At 41.7% G+C, this 20038-nt stretch carries 21 protein-coding genes and 2 tRNA genes; 14 read left to right on the forward strand and 9 right to left on the reverse strand.

Annotated features, from left to right (window positions below):
* Nucleotides 1-618: 618 nt before the first annotated feature.
* The 5 genes from ACGHEH_RS19020 to ACGHEH_RS19040 form a co-directional block, all read right to left on the reverse strand.
* Complete coding sequence (locus tag ACGHEH_RS19020; protein ID WP_390448596.1) at nt 619-990, reverse strand: hypothetical protein; 372 nt, start codon at nt 988-990, stop codon at nt 619-621.
* 11 nt (nt 991-1001) lie between these two features.
* Nucleotides 1002-1523 (reverse strand): hypothetical protein, encoded by a 522-nt coding sequence (locus ACGHEH_RS19025; protein WP_390448599.1) that lies wholly within the window; start codon nt 1521-1523, stop codon nt 1002-1004.
* A gap of 244 nt (nt 1524-1767) precedes the next feature.
* Nucleotides 1768-1860, reverse strand: a tRNA-Ser gene (locus ACGHEH_RS19030).
* 17 nt (nt 1861-1877) lie between these two features.
* Nucleotides 1878-1968 (reverse strand) — tRNA-Ser (locus tag ACGHEH_RS19035).
* Nucleotides 1969-2132: 164 nt separating this feature from the next.
* Entirely contained in the window at nt 2133-2276 is a 144-nt protein-coding gene (locus tag ACGHEH_RS19040; RefSeq protein WP_390448602.1) for a hypothetical protein, read from the reverse strand.
* A 228-nt stretch (nt 2277-2504) separates the two neighbouring features.
* On the opposite strand from ACGHEH_RS19040, the gene ACGHEH_RS19045 reads away from it, so the two are divergent.
* Nucleotides 2505-3323, forward strand: coding sequence for a diacylglycerol/lipid kinase family protein (locus ACGHEH_RS19045; protein ID WP_390448605.1), 819 nt, complete (start codon nt 2505-2507; stop codon nt 3321-3323).
* Nucleotides 3324-3383: 60 nt separating this feature from the next.
* Here the strand turns inward: ACGHEH_RS19045 and ACGHEH_RS19050 are convergent, their stop codons facing one another.
* On the reverse strand, nt 3384-4172 hold the full coding sequence (locus ACGHEH_RS19050) for a YggN family protein (protein ID WP_390448608.1): 789 nt from the start codon (nt 4170-4172) through the stop codon (nt 3384-3386).
* 270 nt (nt 4173-4442) lie between these two features.
* Here ACGHEH_RS19050 and ACGHEH_RS19055 point away from each other — a divergent pair, with 270 nt between their 5' ends.
* Entirely contained in the window at nt 4443-4625 is a 183-nt protein-coding gene (locus tag ACGHEH_RS19055; protein WP_138480097.1) for a PA3496 family putative envelope integrity protein, read from the forward strand.
* A gap of 145 nt (nt 4626-4770) precedes the next feature.
* Nucleotides 4771-5418, forward strand: coding sequence for a cytochrome b/b6 domain-containing protein (locus tag ACGHEH_RS19060; RefSeq protein WP_390448611.1), 648 nt, complete (start codon nt 4771-4773; stop codon nt 5416-5418).
* 74 nt (nt 5419-5492) lie between these two features.
* Here the strand turns inward: ACGHEH_RS19060 and sthA are convergent, their stop codons facing one another.
* Both sthA and ACGHEH_RS19070 read right to left on the reverse strand, forming a co-directional pair.
* Nucleotides 5493-6881 carry a Si-specific NAD(P)(+) transhydrogenase gene (sthA, locus tag ACGHEH_RS19065; RefSeq protein WP_390448895.1) on the reverse strand — a complete coding sequence of 463 codons (1389 nt, stop codon included), beginning with the start codon at nt 6879-6881 and terminating at the stop codon, nt 5493-5495.
* A 93-nt stretch (nt 6882-6974) separates the two neighbouring features.
* The gene (locus ACGHEH_RS19070) at nt 6975-8102 is read right to left on the reverse strand and encodes an acyl-CoA desaturase (RefSeq protein ID WP_390448614.1); all 1128 of its coding nucleotides are present in this window, start codon (nt 8100-8102) and stop codon (nt 6975-6977) included.
* Nucleotides 8103-8206: 104 nt separating this feature from the next.
* Here ACGHEH_RS19070 and fabR point away from each other — a divergent pair, with 104 nt between their 5' ends.
* The 7 genes from fabR (at nt 8207) to ACGHEH_RS19105 (ending at nt 15126) form a co-directional block, all read left to right on the forward strand.
* Nucleotides 8207-8833 carry an HTH-type transcriptional repressor FabR gene (gene fabR / locus ACGHEH_RS19075; RefSeq protein ID WP_390448617.1) on the forward strand — a complete coding sequence of 209 codons (627 nt, stop codon included), beginning with the start codon at nt 8207-8209 and terminating at the stop codon, nt 8831-8833.
* A gap of 444 nt (nt 8834-9277) precedes the next feature.
* On the forward strand, nt 9278-10825 hold the full coding sequence (leuA, locus tag ACGHEH_RS19080) for a 2-isopropylmalate synthase (protein WP_390448620.1): 1548 nt from the start codon (nt 9278-9280) through the stop codon (nt 10823-10825).
* Complete coding sequence (gene leuB, locus ACGHEH_RS19085) at nt 10822-11898, forward strand: 3-isopropylmalate dehydrogenase (protein ID WP_390448622.1); 1077 nt, start codon at nt 10822-10824, stop codon at nt 11896-11898. Before leuA ends, leuB begins: the two co-directional genes overlap by 4 nt.
* A 51-nt stretch (nt 11899-11949) precedes the next feature.
* Nucleotides 11950-13350, forward strand: a complete 1401-nt coding sequence (leuC, locus tag ACGHEH_RS19090; RefSeq protein WP_390448625.1) for a 3-isopropylmalate dehydratase large subunit — start codon at nt 11950-11952, stop codon at nt 13348-13350.
* The gene (gene leuD / locus ACGHEH_RS19095) at nt 13350-13949 is read left to right on the forward strand and encodes a 3-isopropylmalate dehydratase small subunit (RefSeq protein ID WP_390448628.1); all 600 of its coding nucleotides are present in this window, start codon (nt 13350-13352) and stop codon (nt 13947-13949) included. The genes leuC and leuD overlap by 1 nt, the downstream gene beginning before the upstream one ends.
* A gap of 78 nt (nt 13950-14027) precedes the next feature.
* Nucleotides 14028-14618 carry a hypothetical protein gene (locus ACGHEH_RS19100; protein WP_390448631.1) on the forward strand — a complete coding sequence of 197 codons (591 nt, stop codon included), beginning with the start codon at nt 14028-14030 and terminating at the stop codon, nt 14616-14618.
* Nucleotides 14619-14709: 91 nt separating this feature from the next.
* Nucleotides 14710-15126: a globin family protein gene (locus tag ACGHEH_RS19105; RefSeq protein ID WP_390448632.1), complete on the forward strand. Its 417-nt coding sequence runs from the start codon at nt 14710-14712 to the stop codon at nt 15124-15126.
* Between the two features lie 496 nt (nt 15127-15622).
* Here ACGHEH_RS19105 and ACGHEH_RS19110 read toward each other — a convergent pair whose 3' ends face one another.
* Complete coding sequence (locus ACGHEH_RS19110) at nt 15623-16630, reverse strand: GlxA family transcriptional regulator (RefSeq protein WP_390448635.1); 1008 nt, start codon at nt 16628-16630, stop codon at nt 15623-15625.
* A gap of 257 nt (nt 16631-16887) precedes the next feature.
* On the opposite strand from ACGHEH_RS19110, the gene ACGHEH_RS19115 reads away from it, so the two are divergent.
* Genes ACGHEH_RS19115 through ACGHEH_RS19130 form a run of 4 tightly spaced genes read left to right on the forward strand, consistent with a single transcriptional unit; the run spans nt 16888 to nt 20023 of the window.
* Nucleotides 16888-18054: a cysteine desulfurase family protein gene (locus ACGHEH_RS19115; protein WP_390448638.1), complete on the forward strand. Its 1167-nt coding sequence runs from the start codon at nt 16888-16890 to the stop codon at nt 18052-18054.
* Between the two features lie 33 nt (nt 18055-18087).
* Complete coding sequence (locus tag ACGHEH_RS19120) at nt 18088-18363, forward strand: MoaD/ThiS family protein (RefSeq protein ID WP_390448641.1); 276 nt, start codon at nt 18088-18090, stop codon at nt 18361-18363.
* A 1-nt stretch (nt 18364) separates the two neighbouring features.
* A complete protein-coding gene (gene moeB, locus ACGHEH_RS19125; RefSeq protein ID WP_390448644.1) occupies nt 18365-19522 on the forward strand; it encodes a molybdopterin-synthase adenylyltransferase MoeB in 1158 nt (385 codons plus the stop codon).
* Between the two features lie 45 nt (nt 19523-19567).
* Nucleotides 19568-20023 (forward strand): hypothetical protein, encoded by a 456-nt coding sequence (locus ACGHEH_RS19130; RefSeq protein ID WP_390448646.1) that lies wholly within the window; start codon nt 19568-19570, stop codon nt 20021-20023.
* Nucleotides 20024-20038: the final 15 nt, after the last annotated feature.

Consider the following 20038-nt stretch of genomic DNA (forward strand, 5'->3'; position numbering starts at 1 on the left):
GTGAGCAACCTTCACAACACTTCGTCTTTTCTTGTTGAATCCGTTTCCATGTAGATAAACCTCGATTGCTAATTCATCCCTGAAGTAGTGCCCCTCGCGCATCCATGCGTTCACTCCCTCATGCTCCGAAACTTCGTTTCGGTAATTCGTCACCTTTGCGCAAAAGAAGCGCACACATTGCGTTCGCAGTCGCTAATTTTGCACCATAAGCGCAAGGTGAAATGAGCAGTTTTCACAGTAACCAAAGTGTTCATTCTGAAACACTTTTCATAATAGTTAGTTAATTAATACACCCTAAACTCCAGTTAAACTAGCTCACTTCACCTTGCGCAAAGTAAATGCACTCGCTTTGCTCGCTGTCATTAACTTTGCACCTAATTTGAAACAAGCTTAACTAATGGCTATGCTTAAGAGGTATTTATAAAAGGTTTGATGTGTGTCGATATACTTAATTTATTTACTTGTTATGTTTGCTTTATTCGGCACATCAGCGAGTTATTTTGCGCGTTTTATTTATCGCTATTGGGTTCATAAAGATATGGATCAAATGTTGATCTATAAAGCTGGGGGGTGCGCCCTATTGATTATGACATTGTCAGCAATAGGGGCTTTGCTGTTTTAGTTACTTACTGTGAAGCTCTCACACTTACTTTTAATACACAGAGATTGAATAGGAAGCACTTGCTTGCAAGTTTCATCAGGGGTTTGTCGTTCGTTGAGTATTCGCTCTTGTGCAGTTTCGGCATCAGCTAAGCGTTCCACTTCATTTTCATCAACATTCTTAGTCGAAAACACAACATAGTTACTTGGGCCACCACACGCTGCTCTCTCACCTACACCTATTACTTTGCATTGAAAGCTCGCATCACAGCTTAGATCAGCTACATAAGCTTCCAGAGTGTTGCTCTCTTCGATCTGAGTACCTGTTGAGGACTGACAGCCTGATAACATGAGCAGAGTTGATGTAACTAGGGCCAAAACTGTTTTCATGTATGTTCCTTTTATTGCGCGATATAAGTACTGCCGTTTAGTGTAACACACTTGTTATTGATACATTGTGTCGCTGGCTTAGTTAACATGGCACAGATGCTTTGCATACCTGTTTGGGCATTATAAAGACTTTCGTACTTTGTTAGTTTATCTGCAACAGCTTTGGCTGTTTCATCAGTTGTAGTTTTAGTTGAGTAAAGCATATAGTGGCTAGGACCACCACAAGCTCGGCTGCCAGCAGCTATTACCTTACATTGCGTATTGGAGTCACATTCATTGTTTTTCTCTATTGCGCTTATATCAGCTCTAAGAGAATTTAAAGTTTCTTGAGATACCTTTTCTAAACCTAGCTCAGTTTTATCTACGTTTGAAAGCTCGGTCACTTTAGGTGCAGACGCAGGCTTATCTTCCGTTGTAGAGCTCACTTTTTCAGCGCTCTGTGGTTTTGCCTGTTCGGTATTGTTCATTTCATCAGTTTGACCACAGGCTGATAAAACGAATAAAACAGCTGTGAAGACAATGGCTTTTTGCATAACGTGTTTCGCTCTTTTTTCAGTCAGTTTGCATCTTATTGAAAATTTATTCAAGCATAGTGAAAATGAACCTGTTATGTAGAACAGTGACTTAATACATTAATAAAGCACTTTCTGTTTAGTTGCTTTACTCACGTTAAAATAGCTTGTTGAACAAAGAAGGAATATCAATCGTTTATGGATTTAATGTGACTAAAATTCAGGCATAAAAAAACCGCAGTTAAGCGGTTTTAATATAAGTTAATGGCGGAGAAGGAGGGATTCGAACCCTCGATAGGGCTACAAACCCTATACTCCCTTAGCAGGGGAGCGCCTTCAGCCACTCGGCCACCTCTCCGGCGCAAACTTTAAATATGGCGGAGAGATAGGGATTTGAACCCTAGATACGCTATTAACGTATGCCGGTTTTCAAGACCGGTGCTTTCAACCACTCAGCCATCTCTCCATGGGCAAAGATAATACTCAGCGATTATGCTGCTGTAAATAGCTTTTGATTTGTTTGCTTAAAATTTAACCCAAAATTAAAGAAAAAATTCTTTTTTTTAGCTCAGATAGCCACATCGGTTAAATTGTGTATAGTGAAATCAAAAAGATAAGCCCTTTAAACGGTTACTTATATTGAGCCATATGAGCCGTCGACAGTTTTTGAGCGCAGACTGCAAAAAGAGACTGCCAGCTAAAGCTTGGCTTTTTAGTAGTTGATTTCTTTAAGCGAGGTTGCGTGTTGCTGCACGCCGCAGCTGTCTGGATCATGATGAGCTCCTAAGTTTTGTAAGTGAGTAGTACTTGATTGAGTGTATTTTGCATTCGATTTGATTAATTTAAAAACAATAAAAATTGCTATTTTCGGATAAGTTTTTCTAATGAATTTTTATTCATTGTTATGATCTTTGAATAGTTATTCTTATCTATTTTTCATTATTTAAGGGCCTTCTTGGTTTTTTGTGAATATTTATTTAATAAGCTAGGTTAATTAATTTTATGCTCGTTGTTGTAAAGCCAAGCGACTCGCCTTTTATCGAAGCGCAGGTTCAATGGATAAAAGAAGAATGTGTAAAAAGAGGGCTCAAAAATCAGTGGTTTTTTACATCAGGGTGTTTTGAGACAGATGTTGCAGCTATCAAGAAAAAGCTAGCAGAAGTAGAAACGGTTGTTGCAGTTGGTGGTGATGGGACATTGCATTTGGTCGCGAATGCATTGGCGAATTCATCTGTTTCGCTTGCTGTGTTGCCAGCTGGCACGGGTAACGATTTTGTAAGGCAGTTCGGGTATTCTAAACAGCAATGGCGAGCCTTGATTTTTTCTGAATCTTATAGGTTATTAGATTTAGGTAAAATCAATCAGCGCTTTTTCATTAATGTTGCAGGTATAGGGTTTAATGCTGCAGTTGTAAAAGATATGAATACGTTTCAAATCCGTCATAAGCTGAGCTATATTTTTGCGGGCATTAAGCACTTATTTAGCTTTAAACACACTTCATCGCATGATCCTTCTTTCATGCGTGTATTTGCCAATGGTCAGTTTTTTGCTGCAGGCCTAAAAGTGGCGCCGAGTGCTAGGATTGATAATGGCAAGCTATTAATGTTGCATTTTAGGGCTGAGTCTTTAATGAGTAGACTTTGGAGCTTTTTACTGATGCTAGTACATCAGCATGAAAAGTCATCTCATCTAGATGTGAGCGAGTTGATGGAGTATGAAATCTCTGTTCCTGGCCTGTTAGTTGAAGCTGATGGCGAAATGATAGGAGAGACACCCGCAGTCGTTAAAGTCTGCCGAGGCGCACTTAAGATGAGGTTATAAAAAGAGCTGACATTAGTCAGCTCATAAAGGGAGATAATTAATACTGCAATTTGATAATGCTTATTTAGATTTAAAGTTGAAAAGCTGATAGCCATTCATTGCTGGGATCTGCGCAACTAAATTTGTCTCTGCATGTGCAATACCTTCAAATTTATCGCATAAGCCATCTGCTTGTTCTTCAATTTGCTTCGCTTGTAACTGCACTTTTTCTTCAATTTGTTTACCCATGTTTTCCATGCGCGCTTCAAAGCTTTCCATGTCGCCACCTGAGCTGACCATTTCAGAGCCGACCATCATTAAGATACTACCGATTGATTCCATCATGGCTGACTCGACGGCTTCTTCTATGTGAGTTTCAAAGTGGTTATCAAAATTTTCTCCGAACTCATGAAAGGTCTTTTCGCCCATGACAAATGCACCTTGTTGATAGAAGGTATCACTGATCTCAACGTGTAGTTCATCCATCAGACCGTTAAGAGACTCTAGTCCTTGTAGGTTGAACGCTTGCGCTACTTCATCCAATGCAACACCAGCAAGCTTTACACCGTCAAGAGCGATATTTGCCACTTGTGGTAGTTGTACTCTGAGTGAATCTGCATAATTCGCTAGAGCTGTTTTTTGATCATAGGTTAGTGTGATTGCTTGTCCATCAACATAAAGCTCACCATAGCTGTCAATTGTTAGTTGTTTATTATTCTCTGCAGTGATCTGTAGTTGATTTGGTGTGATACGAACATCATTCTGGAAATCGACTTGGCACTGGTCACTGCTAATTTGAATACCGTGATCTTCATGTGCGATTGCTGAAGTACTTAAAATTAGCGTTGTTGCTAGCATAAACTTTTTCATAATTATCATTCCTATTGATAGACTCGATGATTACTTATCAAGATGAATGCCAAAAATTAAAGTTATTTAAATTCATATTGTTACGTGTTTTTGTTTTATTTCTGGAAGTGTTCTTATAGCTAAAAAAAAATAAAAGTGGTTTATTTAACCAATTATTACGATTTTTAACATTGAGGTCTCCATGCTAAGTCGCATCGTAAAGTTTGCAAACCTAAAAAATCGAGCTAATTATTAATTCAGTATTGTGCTTATAGTCATGAGGTTGTCACCATGCGTAATTCCTTTTCTGAAGATGCGCCTATTGATGATGAGTTTGGTGCGGAGTTAGATGATTTAAATACAGAGTCTTCTAGTATTCAAAAGCGCCGTGCTCGAAAAAGGTTAGAAGATTATTTTGAACAAAAGCGCTTACGTGAATGCTTAGGTGATGATGAGTTTGGAGATATTGATTAAACAAAGCGCGCTGTTTTTAGCTAAGTTTCTTCGCTTAAGTCAAAGTCAGGGCTAAAAGTAACTCTGCGTTAAATCTCAACTATCTAGACACGCTCCCGCAGTTCGTCATAATGGTGCGCATGGCATAAAATAGTTTGAGATTAATATGGGCAAAGTTAAGGTTTGGGATGGCTTTATTCGAGGTTTTCACTGGTTGTTGGTTATTGCGTTAGGTGTGCTGTATATCAGTGGAGAGGAAGGCTGGCTAGAGTTGCACTTTGTTACTGGTTATGTGTTGTTAGCACTAATGTTAGCTAGATTAGTTTGGGGTGTAATTGGTAGTGAAACAGCTAGGCTAAGCAAGTTGATTAATCACCCGAAAAAGGTTGTTAATGCATTAATAGGCAAAGAAGACAGAGTTGGCCACAATGCTGCAGGCAGCCTGATGGTTGTGCTGTTTTTTGTGTTGATCCTTCTACAACTCGTTACAGGGTTATTTACCACAGACGATATTCTTGTTGATGGTCCTTTGGTGCAGTATGTCAGCTATAATCTTGTTGAGCTAGCAGGGTCAATACACCACAGCAATGTCGACTTTATAATTGCCGCAATTGCATTACATATCTTGGCTATCATTGCCTATCGTTTTAAAGGTAAAAACCTCATCAAAACGCTTTTAACAGGCAAAGTAGAATCAAGCTTGCAACAGCCAAAAATGAAGGCTGGTTGGATAGCTTATATCATCTTTGCTCTGTTCGCTGCGGTATTAATTTTCTTGTGGGGTATGGAGCCTTTAAGTCAATTGATGGCATAAGCCAAAACTTGAGTGAATAAAAAACCCGATAAACTCAGTTTATCGGGTTTTTACATTTTTATGTGGTGAGTTACTTAGTCACTCAAGCGGTTTAAGCCATTTAACGCTGCTACACGATAGGCTTCTGCCATGGTTGGATAGTTAAAGGTGGTATTAACAAAGTATTCGATGTTATTACCCGGGCCCTTTTGTTCCATAATTGCTTGGCCGATGTGAACGATTTCTGAGGCACGCTCACCGAAGCAGTGAACACCTAAAATCTCTTTAGTTTCCGAGTGGAATAACAGCTTCAAGCTACCCACTTGTGTGCCTGTGATCTGCGCACGCGCAAGGTGCTTAAACTGGGCTCTCCCAACCTCGTAAGGGATTTTAGCTGCTGTTAGCTCTTGCTCTGTTTTGCCCACAGAACTCATTTCAGGAATGGTATAAATACCAGCAGGAATGTCATTGATCAGCTTTTCGCTGCAATCGCCTGAAACAATGGCTTTAGCTGCGATACGGCCCTGGTCAAATGCGGCACTGGCTAAACTTGGATAACCAATCACGTCACCAACGGCATAAATGTTATCGATTTCGGTTTGGTAGCTATCGTTAACTTTTAATTGTCCACGGCCATCGGCTTTTAGGCCTACAGCGGCAAGATTAAGCTTATCTGTATTACCGGTTCTGCCATTGGCAAATAAAATGCAGTCGGCACGTACGCGTTTTCCTGATTGCAGATGCAGTACGACACCATGCTCATGTGGTTCAACTTTAGCAAATTCTTCATTGTGACGAATAACAATGCCGCTATTCCAGAAGTGGTAACTTAGCGCATCAGAAATCTCCGCGTCCATAAACGCCAGTAATCTATCGCGGGTATTGATCAAATCAACTTTAGCACCAAGCCCTTTAAAGATAGAGGCATACTCACATCCAATAACACCGGCACCATAGATTAAAACGCGCTGAGGGTCATGCTCTAGGCTTAAAATGGTGTCACTGTCATATATTCTAGGGTGAGAGAAGTCGACACCAGGTGGACGATATGGACGTGAGCCTGTGGCAATCACAATAATCGGTGCCGTGATAACTTCATAAGAGCTATCTGCATGAGTCACCTTAATTGAGTAACGGTCAATAAAGCTGGCATCACCTTGAAATAACTCAATGCGGTTTCTGTCATAAAAGCTGCTGCGCAGATTTGATTGCTTAGAGATCACATTACTGGCATGGCTAAGAATATCGCCAAAGGTTAAACGCTGCGGTTTTTCAGTGAGGCTAAAAAGTGGGTTTTGTTTATATTCAATTAAACGGCTAACAGAGTGTCTTAGTGCTTTTGAAGGAATAGTGCCCCAGTGAACGCAGCCACCACCAACCGCTTTATGGCGCTCGATAACGGCAACACGTTTGTGGCTTTTAGATAGGTTCATGGCGGCACCTTCACCGCCAGGACCTGAACCTATGATAATGGCGTCATACATAAATGACGCCGGCTTGTCTGTATTTGATTCTGCTTTTTGTTTGGCCACAGCCCCTCCTCAACTTGCGAGTTGGCTATCACCGAATAAATTGATTTAAGCGTTCGATAATAGCCTTGCATTTAGTGCTAACCATGCTTGTTTTTGCGTTTGCCAAGCAGCTTCAAGTTCTTTGTATTGCTTGGCAATTGCCGAAGTATCACATTGCTCACGCATGGAATCAGCTTTTGCTTCTAATAACTGCTTTTGTGCCGCACAAAAGGTTTGTAACTTTTTTAGAAGCAAATCATATTCTTGTTGTAACAATGTAAGCTGATCTTGGGCTAAAGGCAATTTTGCCAGCTTAACTTTAGTCTTAAGTAACAAGGTTTCAGCTTTGGCTTTTTCGATACGCTCGACTGGTGTGCGTTTGAGTTTACTGGCAAGGCCGACTGCCGCAAATGCACGGATCATCCATTTTGTTGGGTCGTAGTGGTACCAACGAATACCATTGCGATAGTCACTGGCAAAAATATGGTGGAAATTGTGATAGCCCTCACCGTAGGTGAACAACGCTAAAAAGCCATTATCACGGGCGGTATTTTTTTCGGTATATGGGCGAGAGCCCCATATATGCGCCAGTGAGTTGATAAAGAAAGTAAAGTGCTGACTTAATACCAGTCTTAACACACCTGCCAATAACAACACACCAATAATGTCACCAAACAGCGCGCCTAGTAGTAATGGAATACCCACATTCGTTAGTAACACAAGTTTCATGTAATGACGGTGTTGAAACATCACAATAGGGTTGCGTTGTAAGTCTCTGGCATTGCTGTAGTCACCATAGTTTTTACCTTGGTAGTCACGCAACATCCAACCAATATGGCTATACCAAAAGCCATTGGTTGCGGCATAAGGGTCTTTGACAGGATCGTCGACTTGACCATGGTGAACACGGTGGTCGCTACTCCAATGTAATGCACTATTTTGCAGTGCGAATGCGCCACCTAATGCAAATATCCATTGCACTGCTGGGTGAGCTTCATATGTTTTGTGCGCCCATAAGCGGTGGTAACCGGCGGTGATAGACAAGCCGGCATAAAACATACAGGCAACAAAGGCTATCCAAGTGCTGGTTTCAAAGCCATGGGTTATTCCATACCACGGCACTAAGGTAATGGCAGCCAAAAATGACAGGGCAAAAAACAAAACATTTGTCCAAATGAGAGGGGGTTTTTTCATTTTAAAAAAATCTCAGCGTACACTTGTACGCTAAAATAGTATTTCATTCTCATCACGTCAAGTATTAGACTGCACAAGTTATCGATAAACTCTAGGGAGAAAATATGTCAGGTGTTCGTGCACAACAAAAACAAAAAACCCGACAAGCCTTGATTGTAGCTGCATTTAACCAGCTCAGTGCGGAACATAGTTTTTCTAATTTGAGTTTAAGAGAAGTGGCAAGAGAAGCGGGTATTGCACCGACTTCGTTTTACCGACACTTTAAGGACATGAATGAACTCGGTCTAACCATGGTTGACGAAGCGGGTTTAACATTACGTCAACTGATGCGACAAGCACGCCGTCGAATAGCAAGTGGTGGCAGTGTGATCAATACCTCTGTACTGACTTTTATGGAGTTCATCGACACCTCGAGTAACCAATTTAGATTGTTGTTACGAGAGCGTTCAGGCACATCAAAAGCATTTCGTGCTGCAGTCGCACGTGAAATTCAGCATTTTATTTTAGAGCTTGCGCATTACTTAGAAGCTGAAACCCCATGCGATGCGAATCATGCTTATATGCAAGCAGAAGCCATGGTGACCTTGGTATTTAATGCTGGTGCAGATGCACTTGATCAAGACACACAACAACGAGAAGAATTAACCGAGCGTCTGATTTGGCAGTTGCGTTATATCGCCAAAGGCGCGAACCATTACGGCACACACCAAATAAATTCAAAGCCTTCATAAAAAAATCATATAAAAATTAATCTACTCGATTGTTTACTGTTCAAATTTAAAAAGACCCTTAACTTTATGTTTTAGGGTTTTTTTATTCTAAAAAGCCTCTTCACTTGTTTTTTCTTTTCTTTGCTTACTCTGTTTTTACTGCTTAGTTGAATTGTTTATGCTTGATCTCTAGTGTGGTGACATGTTAAAAATCGCATTAGTTACAGCATAAATACAAAACATGCAGATTAAGAAATGAAAAAGTTCACACAATTGTCACTGCTATTAAACCTCTTACTGATCAAGTATCGGTGTGGGGCGGTGTGCGTGTGAAATGCAGCATAACGAAAACCCCGCACATTGCGGGGTTTTTTGTTTTTACGCCGTGACCAGATAACTGATTAAAACTATTTGCTTATAGCGATGGTGTTCAAAGGGCGATACAAAGGGGTGAGGAGCTAAGGTATGAATGATAAAGTTTGGGTTTTCGATACAACATTAAGAGACGGTGAGCAAGCGCTAAAGGCGAGCTTAACTGAAGATGATAAAGTACAGCTTGCACATGCCATTAGCCGCCTTAATGTGGATGTCATGGAAGTCGGTTTTCCGGTTTCAAGTCCTGCAGATTTTCGTGCAGTACAGCGCATCGCCACTGAAATTAAAGGCCCTGCGATTTGTGGTTTAGCTCGGGCTGTAGCAAAAGACATCGAAGCCTGTGGGGAAGCATTACGTCCTGCAGAGCAAAGTCGTATTCATACCTTTATTGCAACCAGCCCTTTACACCTTGAACACAAGCTACGCATGAGCCTAGATGATGCAACTGCGATGGCGGTGAAATCAATCAAGTTAGCCCGCAATTACACCGATGATGTGGAGTTTTCGTGTGAAGATGCGGGCCGTACTCCGCATTGGGATTTATGTCGCATTGTCGAGCAAGCAATTAAGGCAGGCGCTTCAACCATTAACTTACCTGACACCGTGGGCTATGTGACGCCTGACGAGTATGCGGCGATGATCCACCATTTAATGAATAACGTGCCAAATATCGACCAAGCGCGTTTAAGTGTACATTGTCATAACGATTTAGGTTTGGCGGTGGCAAACTCAATTGCTGCAGTACAAGCCGGTGCGCGACAAATCGAATGTACGATTAATGGTATTGGTGAGCGAGCGGGTAACTGTTCGTTAGAAGAAGTGGCGATGATTATGAAGATGCGTCACGACCATTTAGGTGTTTACACCGATATTCGCAGCGAAGAGATTTACCGTGCGTCGCGCCAAGTTGAAACCATTTGCAATATGCCTGTGCAGCCGAATAAGGCTATTGTCGGTGAAAATGCTTTTGCTCACAGCTCAGGCATTCACCAAGATGGCGTGTTAAAAGCACAGAACACCTACGAGATCATGGCCCCAGAAACTGTGGGTGTACCAAACAACCAATTAAATATGACCTCGCGTTCAGGTCGCCATGTCATTGAGCATCGCTTAGAAGAATTAGGCTATCAAAAGTCTGACTATGACATGGATAGTTTATATGACAGCTTCTTAGCGCTAGCTGACCAAAAAGGCACAGTCTATGACTATGACCTAGAAGCCATGATCTACTTTAATCAGATCAGTGATAAAGACGAAACTTACCAACTTGAGTTTGTAAACTCAGCGTCAAACTCTCAATCAGTCGCCAGTTCGACTATTGGCATGACAGTCGGTGGGCAATCAAAGCAAGAAGCTGCCACAGGAAATGGTCCGGTCGAAGCCTCATTCAAAGCCATTGAACGCATTACGGGCATGGCGGTTGAAGTGATTGAATACAACTTAGATGCCACAGGCCAAGGTGCAAGCTCACTTGGTCAGGTAAATATTATTGCTAAATACGATGGTCGCCAATATCACGGCGCCGGCCTTGCTGCCGACATCGTAGAAGCCTCAGTACGCGCCATGATCCGCGTATATAACTTAATTGACAGAGCACAAAAAGTGTCTGACTTAAAACAACAAAGGAAAGCAGGATGAGCCAACAAAGTTACCAAGTCGCCGTTTTAGCTGGAGATGGCATCGGCCCTGAAGTCATGTCTGCCGCCGAGCAAGTATTAGATGCGGTTAGCGCGAAGTTTAATTTTACGCTACAACGTGAGCACCATGCCATTGGTGGTGCTGCCATTGATGAATTTGGTGCGGCGCTTCCTGGCTCTACTTTAGCGGCATGTGAAAAAGCGGATGCCATTTTATTTGGCTCAGTAGGTGGCCCTAAGTGGGAGCATTTACCACCGAATGAACAGCCAGAGCGAGCATCTTTACTGCCACTTCGTAAGCACTTTGGGTTGTTCTGTAACTTGCGCCCAGCACAGCTATTACCTGCACTGAGCGCCGCGTCTCCTCTGCGAGCGGATATCAGTGCGCAAGGTTTTGATATTTTATGTGTGCGTGAGTTAACAGGCGGTATTTATTTTGGTGAAAAAGGCCGTGAAGGCGAGGGTGCGAGTGAAGCTGCATTCGACACGCAACGTTATTCTCGTGCTGAAATTGAGCGCATCGCGCGCTTTGCATTCGAAGCGGCGCGTCTACGCAGTAACCATGTTACGTCAGTAGACAAAGCCAATGTATTGGCATCAAGCGTACTATGGCGTGAGGTTGTCACCGAAGTGAGCAAAGACTACCCAGAAGTAACGCTTGATTATATTTATGTAGACAATGCAGCAATGCAGCTTGTGAAGCAGCCAAGCCAGTTTGATGTGTTACTTTGCGACAACTTGTTTGGCGATATCTTGTCAGACGAATGCGCGATGATTACAGGCTCTATGGGCTTATTACCCTCAGCTAGCTTAAACCAATCAGGCTTTGGTTTATATGAGCCTGCAGGTGGCTCGGCGCCAGATATTGCGGGTAAAGGCATTGCAAATCCGATTGCGCAAATTTTGAGTGCTGCCTTAATGCTTCGTTATTCTTTAGGGCAAGATGAAGCGGCACGCACCATCGAAAAAGCGGTAGCTGAAGCTGTTGCAGCAGGTGTTGGCACGCCAGATATCTACCCTCAAGGCGGTTACACCACACAAGACGTAGCACAAGCAATCGTTTCACGTATTTAATTTTGGCTGATGGCTGCACCGTCATGCAGCCAAGATAAGAGGATGTAGCAAGTGGCTCAGACTTTATACGATAAAATTTGGCAATCTCATGTGGTTGCACAAATCAATGAACAAACCGATTTACTTTATATTGATCGTCACTTAATACATGAAGTGACATCACCACAAGCATTTGCGGGGCTGCGCGAGAATAACCGCAAAGTACGTTGCCCTGAGAAAACTTTTGCGACCATGGATCATAATGTTTCGACTAAGAGTCGTTCGCTAGATGCCGCAAGTGAAGTATCGAAAAACCAGTTAATGGCGCTAGCACAAAACTGTAACGACTTTGGTATTGAGTTGTATGACTTAAACTCGATTAACCAAGGGATTGTGCATGTCATGGGTCCTGAACAGGGGATCACCTTACCGGGGACTACAATTGTATGTGGTGATAGCCATACCTCAACACACGGTGCATTCGGTGCCTTAGCACATGGTATTGGCACGTCTGAAGTAGAGCACGTATTAGCAACGCAAACACTACAGCAGAAAAAAGCCAAATCATTGAAGATCCAAATTAATGGTGTGCTGCGTCCAACCGTGACCTCAAAAGATTTAATTCTAGCTGTGATTGGTAAGCTAGGCACCGCTGGTGGCACGGGCTATGTGGCAGAGTTTTGTGGCGAAGGCATCGAAGCGCTATCAATGGAAGCGCGCATGACGCTGTGTAATATGAGCATCGAAATGGGTGCCAAAGCGGGTTTAATCGCACCAGACGAAACGACGTTTGCGTATCTTGAAGGGCGTCCGTTCGCACCAAAAGGGAATGATTTCAAAGCTGCCGTTGCATATTGGCAGACACTGAAATCAGATGAGGATGCACAGTTTGATTTAGTCGTTGAACTCGATGCGCAAGATATTCAACCACAAGTGACTTGGGGCACAAGCCCAGAGCAAGTTATTGGTATTGATGAGCGAGTACCAAACCCAGACGAAGAAGCCGATTTAATCAAAGCTGATGCCATGCGTGCAGCACTGAAGTACATGGGTCTTGAAGCCGGCCAGAAGTTATCTGATGCAAAAGTCGATACCGTATTTATCGGTTCTTGTACCAACAGCCGCATTGAGGATTTACGTGCGGCCGCTGAAATTGTCAATGGCAAGCAGGTTGCGACTGGCGTTGAAGCTTTGATAGTACCGGGTTCAGGCCTAGTAAAACAGCAGGCAGAACAAGAAGGCTTAGCAGATATTTTCAAAGCGGCAGGGTTTGAATGGCGTGAACCAGGCTGCTCTATGTGTCTTGCAATGAACGATGACAAGCTGGGCGCTGAAAAGCGCTGTGCTTCGACCTCTAACCGTAACTTTGAAGGTCGTCAGGGCCGCGGTGGTCGAACTCATTTAGTGAGTCCTGCGATGGCGGCAGCAGCGGCGATAGCTGGTCATTTTACAGATATTAGAGGAGCGGTGTAATGGCGGTTTATCATCAAGGTTTATTGGCACCTTTAGACAAAAATAACGTCGATACCGATCAAATTATTCCAAAGCAGTTTTTAACTTCAACCAGTCGTGATGGTTTTGATAAAGCGTTGTTTTATGATTGGCGCTATTTAGATGATGGCAGTGCGAATCCTGACTTTGTATTAAACGCAGACTGCTATCAAGGTGCTTCGGTATTATTAACGCGTGATAACTTTGGTTGTGGCTCATCTCGTGAGCATGCGCCTTGGGCACTAAAGCAGTACGGATTTACTGTGATCTTGGCACAAAGTTTTGCAGATATTTTCTTTAACAACTGTGGTAATAACCAGATGTTGTGTATCGCGCTATCGGCAGACACATTAGATAGCCTGTTTGCGATTGCCGAGCAGCATCAAGATATTCAGGTTGAAATTGATTTAGAAAATCAGCAGATCCGCAGTCAGTATTTCGATGCCATCGACTTTGATGTGCGCTCAGATATCAAAGCGCGTTTATTAAGTGGCTTAGATTTTATTGGTGAGACAGAGCAATTGAATGCACAAATCGATGCGTTTGAAGCTAACTTATCCGCTGATCGCCCTTGGCAATAAAACTAAGTTAATCGCGTTTTTTTGCATACAACCAGAGAGCTAATTACTCTCTGGTTTTTCTTTTTTAGGATAAGCATAATGAAAAAAAGCCTAGCCGTTCTTGCGCTACTTGTTAGTGGCTCAGCCATCGCGCGTCCAGCGCCACTGGTATCAATTCCAACCCATGATGCATTTTTCGATAAAATTGCCGCGCATTGTGGTAAAGCCTACCAAGGTAAAGTAACGCTGGATAACCAAGGTCCGAGCAAGTTTAATGAAGCGAAGCTAGTGATGCATGTGCGTCGTTGCAGTGAAAAAGAACTGCAAGTGCCTTTTCATGTAGGAAAAGATGCGTCTCGTACTTGGATCATTACCAAGACTGGCAGTGGTTTGAGTTTGAAGCACGACCACCGTTTAGAAAATGGCGATGATGATCCGTCAACCATGTATGGCGGCCATACCGTTGATGCAGGCTTTGCAAACGTGCAGTCTTTCCCTGCTGATCAGTATTCAAAAGAGTTATTTGTGAGCCTAGGTATTCCTCAGTCAATGGGCAATACTTGGCAGATGTATATTTACGATGAAAAGTTTACATATCGTTTAGTGCGTGAAGGTCGCGAGTTTAGAGTTGATTTTGATTTAACGAAACCGATCACACCGCCAAAAGCACCTTGGGGTTATAAAGACTAGTCTTTATTCGCTTTTTGACACTATTGCGACTAATTTTAGATATGTCATGATGGTGTCGAATAGCTCGGCATCTGCCAATATGAGGTTAGTTATGTCGATCACCGAAAGGCAAAAAAAGCTAGTACAGCGTAGTTTTGTGCAAATAGAGCCCCATGCAGAAGCAGCAGCAGAGCTTTTCTATCAAACACTCTTCCAATACGATCCGTCACTCAAGCAGCTATTTAAAAGTGATATTAAAAGCCAAGGGCAAAAGCTAATGATGACCTTGCGTGTGGCAGTGAGAGGGCTTGATGACATCAATGCGCTGGTCCCTGTACTTCATCAATTGGCTGAACGACATGTTGGGTATGGTGTACAGGCCAAAGACTTTACTCCAGTAGGTAATGCGCTTTTATATACTTTAAAAATGGGGCTAGGGGATGCTTGGACACCAGAATTGCGCCAAGCATGGGTTGATACGTTTCGAATGATTGCAACCGTAATGAAGGCGCATACTTTTAATAGCTAAGCGTAGTAAAGTTTATTATCTAGGCGCGTATTTTACTTCGGCTTGTAGGTCTGGCTGATAAGCACGGAGGGGGGGCCGGTAATATTTCAAAGTCTCGCCACCTTTTTGTAAGGTCAGTTGTGCATTCATGCTTTGGCAAAGTTTTTTTGAATGTCTTACTCAAAATACGCTTTGTCGCGTGAAATGCGCATAATCATCTGAGCGGATCTTTAAGAAGTCGTGGTCATCAGGATGAATACTTTGCTACTTTTGTAAATATGATTTATTAGATATTTAAATATAGTATTCAGAGGCTCTACCGACGATACCTGTGATTTAATAACTAGCTCAGAAGTGTACTGTATTAAATTGTAAGCTGAGTTTGTAACTCTACCTAATGCAGAGAGTATACTGAGTAATTTTCTTTAATTAAATTTTGTATCTGTAATAGTAAACGTGAGGCTATTTATCACTACTAAATTTAGTGGGTGAAACCTCGCGTTGCAGAGACCTTGGATTAATTTAATGGTTCTGTTTTAAATCTATTGCGATATGCGTTTGGTGACAAGCTGGTGTGCCTAGAGAAGCTTTTTCTAAACGCACTGATATCTTCATAACCAACTGAGTTAGATATTTTTTCAATTGAGAGGTTACTTGATTCGATTAGCATTTTTGCCTCTTCAACTCTCAAGCGTTGTCGATATGCTGCAGGCGTTTCTCCCGTTGCTTTTTTAAACCTTCTTATTAAAGTTCTTTCACTTACAGCAAACCTATTTGATAATTCCTCAATTGAAGAGTTATCTTGAATGTCTTTTTGCATCCACTGCTGCACTTTATATATTAATTCATCTTGGTGTTCAGGTACTAAACGCCTATCTATAAATGGCATTTGAGATGAGCGATTAGGGTCGATTAACAAAAGTTTTGAGATTTTACTCGCTAACTTCTCATTCGCTAGTTCGCGAACTAATACAAGTGCTAGGCTAAGGTTTGCCGATGCAGCACCAGCTGTGAAGATGCCATTATCCTTAATCACTATTTTGTCCATTGATAAATGTACTTGAGGATAAAGCTGAGTAAACATTGACGAAAGCCACCAAGCACAAGTCGCTTTATGATGATCGAGCAACCCAGTTGCTGCTAGTACTAAAACACCAGAACAATATCCAGAGATCGGCCTATCTAACTTTTTAAACTCAATAATTGCTTGTGAAATGGGGGCGAATGATAGCAAATACTCATTGAAGCTTTGTTGATCGCTTATAACAGTTGATGCAACGATGACTGCATCCATATCAAGAAGATAATTTGATTGCTCCAGGCTTTTTGTGGCTAACTGAACCCCCGCACTATTGCTGATCGGGTTTCCCAAAGGAGAAACAATGGAACATTCAAAAAGTAACTCATTGGATTCAGGCTTGATTGTTTTCCAATACATGTTGCAGTAATCGAAAGTTTCGATCAGCGTAATAATTCCACCAACAATCGCTTTGTCGGTAGCCAATATTGCTATTTTGCGTGGCATTTGTCTTTTTTATCCTTTTAATTGGCAATTTAAACTCTGTTTCCCTCTTCATCAGCTTGTTAAATTATTTTTAACCAAGAGCGTGATGATATTCCTTGTGTGATTTAATGTTCTGATTTACATGTTTATTTCTCTTGTGCTTTTGAAACCTTTTGTTTACATGATTTTATATTAAGGTTTCTTTCGTGTCCAAAATAGATACAAAAATATGTCGCATGTAGGCTATCACTTATTTATTAAAAAATGATGTAAGAAAGATGGAAAAGAAAATTGCAGGATACTTAGATTATAGTGCTACAACCCCATTGGATAACGAAGTTATTCTGGCGATGCAAGAGTCATTGGGTTCTTATGCAAACCCTTCTAGTAGTTACTCTATAGCTTGGCAAAATAAGAAAACGATTGAACTTGCTCGTAAAACATTAGCGAAAATATTACAAGTCCAAGTAAATAGCATCTTCTTTACATCTGGTGGAACTGAGGCAAATAACACGGCAATAAAGGGCCGTGCGATGATATTTCTAGATTCGCCCGGACATATTGTTTGTTCCAGCATAGAGCATGCATCTGTCTTGGAGGCTGTCACATGGTGTCAAAATGTACTGGGTTTTGAAGTTACTTATGTAGACCCAGACAGAAGTGGCGTTGTTCAAGTCGAAGCTGTCTTGGGTGCTCTGAAAGAAAACACCAAAATAGTTACTTTGATGGCGGTTAATAATGAACTCGGGACAAAGCAACCTATAGCAGCACTCGGAGAGGCTCTTTTTCGTGATAGGCCAGATATCTTCTTTCATGTCGACGCAGTTCAAGCATTTGGAAAGACCGATTTAAACCTAAATGAGCTAAATATAGATAGTTTGGCTATATCAGCACACAAAATATATGGGCCAAAAGGTACTGGCGCCCTTTATTTGAAAAACCCAGATATGACTTATTCCCTTATTCATGGTGGTGGACAAGAGCTGGGTTTTCGAGGGGGGACCGAAAACATTCTGGGCGTGGTTGGTTTTACACGAGCGCTAGAGTTACTTGAGATAAATAAATACAAGGATGAAGTCAGTGTTTCTGCACAGAAGAAGCTCTTCATCAATTTAATCAAGCACTACTTTCCCGATGCCACCTTTAATGGCAGTGATGATGACGTGCTTTGTCAAAGTAACATTGTGTCAGTAAGTTTCCCGGGTATTCAAAGTAAAACGTTATTGGAAAGGCTGGATTTACTCTATGGGATAAGGGTGTCAAGAGGCTCAGCATGTTCAGAAAATAAAGTACAAAAAATGTCACATGTGCTAAATGCGATCGGTATGTCCCCTAGTGAAGCTGAATCAACAATTAGGGTTAGTTTTGGACGTTATTCTGATGAGCAAGATGTACGTAAGCTTGTCAAAGGACTAATAGAAATTACAAATCACGAGATGGCTTAAGCTCTAAGTCAAAAAGTGTAAAAAGGAAAATTTATGGAAGTCACAATCATTCTTCCTGCACCACTTCGAAAGTATGCAGGCAATCAGAAAAAGGTGTTCACTAATGCAAGCTCTGTAAATGAAGCATTTGATGAACTTAAGCTACAAAGTACGAACTTAATTGAACACATCATTGATTCTGAGCAACAGGTAAGAGAATTCATAAAAGTTTTTGTTAATAAGAAAGATATTGCACAACTACAAGGCTTGGAGACACCGTTAAAGCAAGGAGATGTTGTTTCAATAGTGCCAGCATTTGCAGGTGGTTAAAGTGGGATTCTTAGATCAAAAAGTTCAGCAATTAAAGCAAGAAATTATTGAAATATCTGCAAATGAACTAGAGGCTTTCACTCAAGCTAATTCCAGCGTTATTGTTGATGTAAGGGAAAAAGAAGAGCTTGAATCAGGCATGATTGAACATGCTCTACATATCCCAAAAAGTTTGTTGGAGTTAAAAGCCGAAACCGAATTAACTCAATTATCACAAAGCATCATTTTGGTATGTGGCTCAGGTGTTCGTTCATTATTTGCTGCCGATAGTCTTCGCGCAATGGGCTATATGAACATCAGCTCGTTAAAAGGAGGTATGCAAGCCTGGAAAGATTTGGGTTTACCAGTATCACGCCCAAAGATGCTTGATCTTGAAAGTCGTCAACGTTATCTCAGACATACGCTTATTCCTGAGATTGGTGAAAATGGCCAGTTAAAACTTTTAGACAGTCGTGTTCTATTAGTTGGTGCAGGCGGGTTGGGTTCACCAGCTGCACTCTATCTTGCTGCTGCGGGAGTTGGCACCTTGGGAATAATCGATAGTGATGTTGTGGAAGTGAGTAACCTGCAGCGTCAGGTCATTCATGGCGAGTCTTATTTAGGCAAAAAGAAAGTACTATCTGCTGCTTCGCGCATTTCAGAACTTAATCCTCAAGTGAATGTCGTTACCTATGATGCAATGCTAGATGAAGATAATGTTGATGAGCTATTTTCTCAATATGATTTGGTCATAGACGGATGTGACAACTTTAATACGCGCTATTTGATTAATGACGCATGCGTAAAGCATGGCATTGCAAATGTGCACGGTGCAGTATTTCGGTTTGATGGTTATCTAACAGTCTTTAGTGGGCACCAGTCTGCTCCTTGTTATCGCTGTATATACCCGAGCCCTCCTCCATCAGAATTAGCGCCTTCTTGTATGGAGGCCGGTGTGATGGGAGTGCTGCCTGGTGTGATCGGTATTTTGCAAGCCGTAGAAGCTATTAAGCTGTTGTTAAATCTAGGTGAGCCATTAACCAATAGGATCCTTCGATACGACGCCTTAGATGCTGAATTTACAGAACTGGAAATTGAACATGATCCAAATTGCCCAGTTTGTAGCGTTAATGCTGACGCTATTCAGTATCAAAATTTCGATACAAGCTGTTCGCTTTAACCCTCTAAGTTATTTAAGGAAAAAATATGAATTTTGGAGGCGGTTATGTCTGTAGTTGAGTGTGCTTTTTATCTAGTGCATGTGTTTGCAACTATTAGCTGGCTAGGTGCTATGTATTTCAACCTCGTGCTTATTTTTCCTTCATACCGCGCTGGGGCAAAGGATATCCAGCAAGAGCGCAGGATGTATCAAGTACAAGGTACTCGGGCAGCATATTGGTTGTATGCATTTATTATCTTTACGTTTAGCTCGGGAATTTTTCTAGCTGTTGTTCAAGAGCGAAGCGTGCTCGATTCGTTTTTAGTGATCAAAATCTCTCTACTCTCGGTTATGGCCGCATGCCATTTAATTGGTAGTTATTTCATTTGGCCAAGGATTATGTTTTCCCTTGGTGATGAAGTAAGGCGTTATCTGAACCGGTATCAATTCACCATGTTAGTAAGTGCAGCTTTGGGTAGTTTGGTTGTTGTAATTACATATGTTGAACACCTAGCAAAATAAAATTTAAGAGACTAA

The organism is Pseudoalteromonas sp. MTN2-4 (assembly GCF_042848605.1).
Taxonomy (GTDB): domain Bacteria; phylum Pseudomonadota; class Gammaproteobacteria; order Enterobacterales; family Alteromonadaceae; genus Pseudoalteromonas.

Coding starts and splice junctions, on each gene's coding strand:
- ACGHEH_RS19120 (WP_390448641.1), top strand. CDS start 18,088: ATGGAAGTCACAATCATTCTTCCTGCACCACTTCGAAAGTATGCAGGC.
- ACGHEH_RS19070 (WP_390448614.1), bottom strand. CDS start 8,102: ATGAAAAAACCCCCTCTCATTTGGACAAATGTTTTGTTTTTTGCCCTG.
- ACGHEH_RS19020 (WP_390448596.1), bottom strand. CDS start 990: ATGAAAACAGTTTTGGCCCTAGTTACATCAACTCTGCTCATGTTATCA.
- ACGHEH_RS19110 (WP_390448635.1), bottom strand. CDS start 16,630: ATGCCACGCAAAATAGCAATATTGGCTACCGACAAAGCGATTGTTGGT.
- ACGHEH_RS19105 (WP_390448632.1), top strand. CDS start 14,710: ATGTCGATCACCGAAAGGCAAAAAAAGCTAGTACAGCGTAGTTTTGTG.
- ACGHEH_RS19050 (WP_390448608.1), bottom strand. CDS start 4,172: ATGAAAAAGTTTATGCTAGCAACAACGCTAATTTTAAGTACTTCAGCA.
- sthA (WP_390448895.1), bottom strand. CDS start 6,881: ATGTATGACGCCATTATCATAGGTTCAGGTCCTGGCGGTGAAGGTGCC.
- fabR (WP_390448617.1), top strand. CDS start 8,207: ATGTCAGGTGTTCGTGCACAACAAAAACAAAAAACCCGACAAGCCTTG.
- ACGHEH_RS19055 (WP_138480097.1), top strand. CDS start 4,443: ATGCGTAATTCCTTTTCTGAAGATGCGCCTATTGATGATGAGTTTGGT.
- ACGHEH_RS19040 (WP_390448602.1), bottom strand. CDS start 2,276: ATGATCCAGACAGCTGCGGCGTGCAGCAACACGCAACCTCGCTTAAAG.
- ACGHEH_RS19115 (WP_390448638.1), top strand. CDS start 16,888: ATGGAAAAGAAAATTGCAGGATACTTAGATTATAGTGCTACAACCCCA.
- leuA (WP_390448620.1), top strand. CDS start 9,278: ATGAATGATAAAGTTTGGGTTTTCGATACAACATTAAGAGACGGTGAG.
- ACGHEH_RS19045 (WP_390448605.1), top strand. CDS start 2,505: ATGCTCGTTGTTGTAAAGCCAAGCGACTCGCCTTTTATCGAAGCGCAG.
- ACGHEH_RS19025 (WP_390448599.1), bottom strand. CDS start 1,523: ATGCAAAAAGCCATTGTCTTCACAGCTGTTTTATTCGTTTTATCAGCC.
- leuD (WP_390448628.1), top strand. CDS start 13,350: ATGGCGGTTTATCATCAAGGTTTATTGGCACCTTTAGACAAAAATAAC.
- ACGHEH_RS19100 (WP_390448631.1), top strand. CDS start 14,028: ATGAAAAAAAGCCTAGCCGTTCTTGCGCTACTTGTTAGTGGCTCAGCC.
- leuB (WP_390448622.1), top strand. CDS start 10,822: ATGAGCCAACAAAGTTACCAAGTCGCCGTTTTAGCTGGAGATGGCATC.
- ACGHEH_RS19130 (WP_390448646.1), top strand. CDS start 19,568: ATGTCTGTAGTTGAGTGTGCTTTTTATCTAGTGCATGTGTTTGCAACT.
- ACGHEH_RS19060 (WP_390448611.1), top strand. CDS start 4,771: ATGGGCAAAGTTAAGGTTTGGGATGGCTTTATTCGAGGTTTTCACTGG.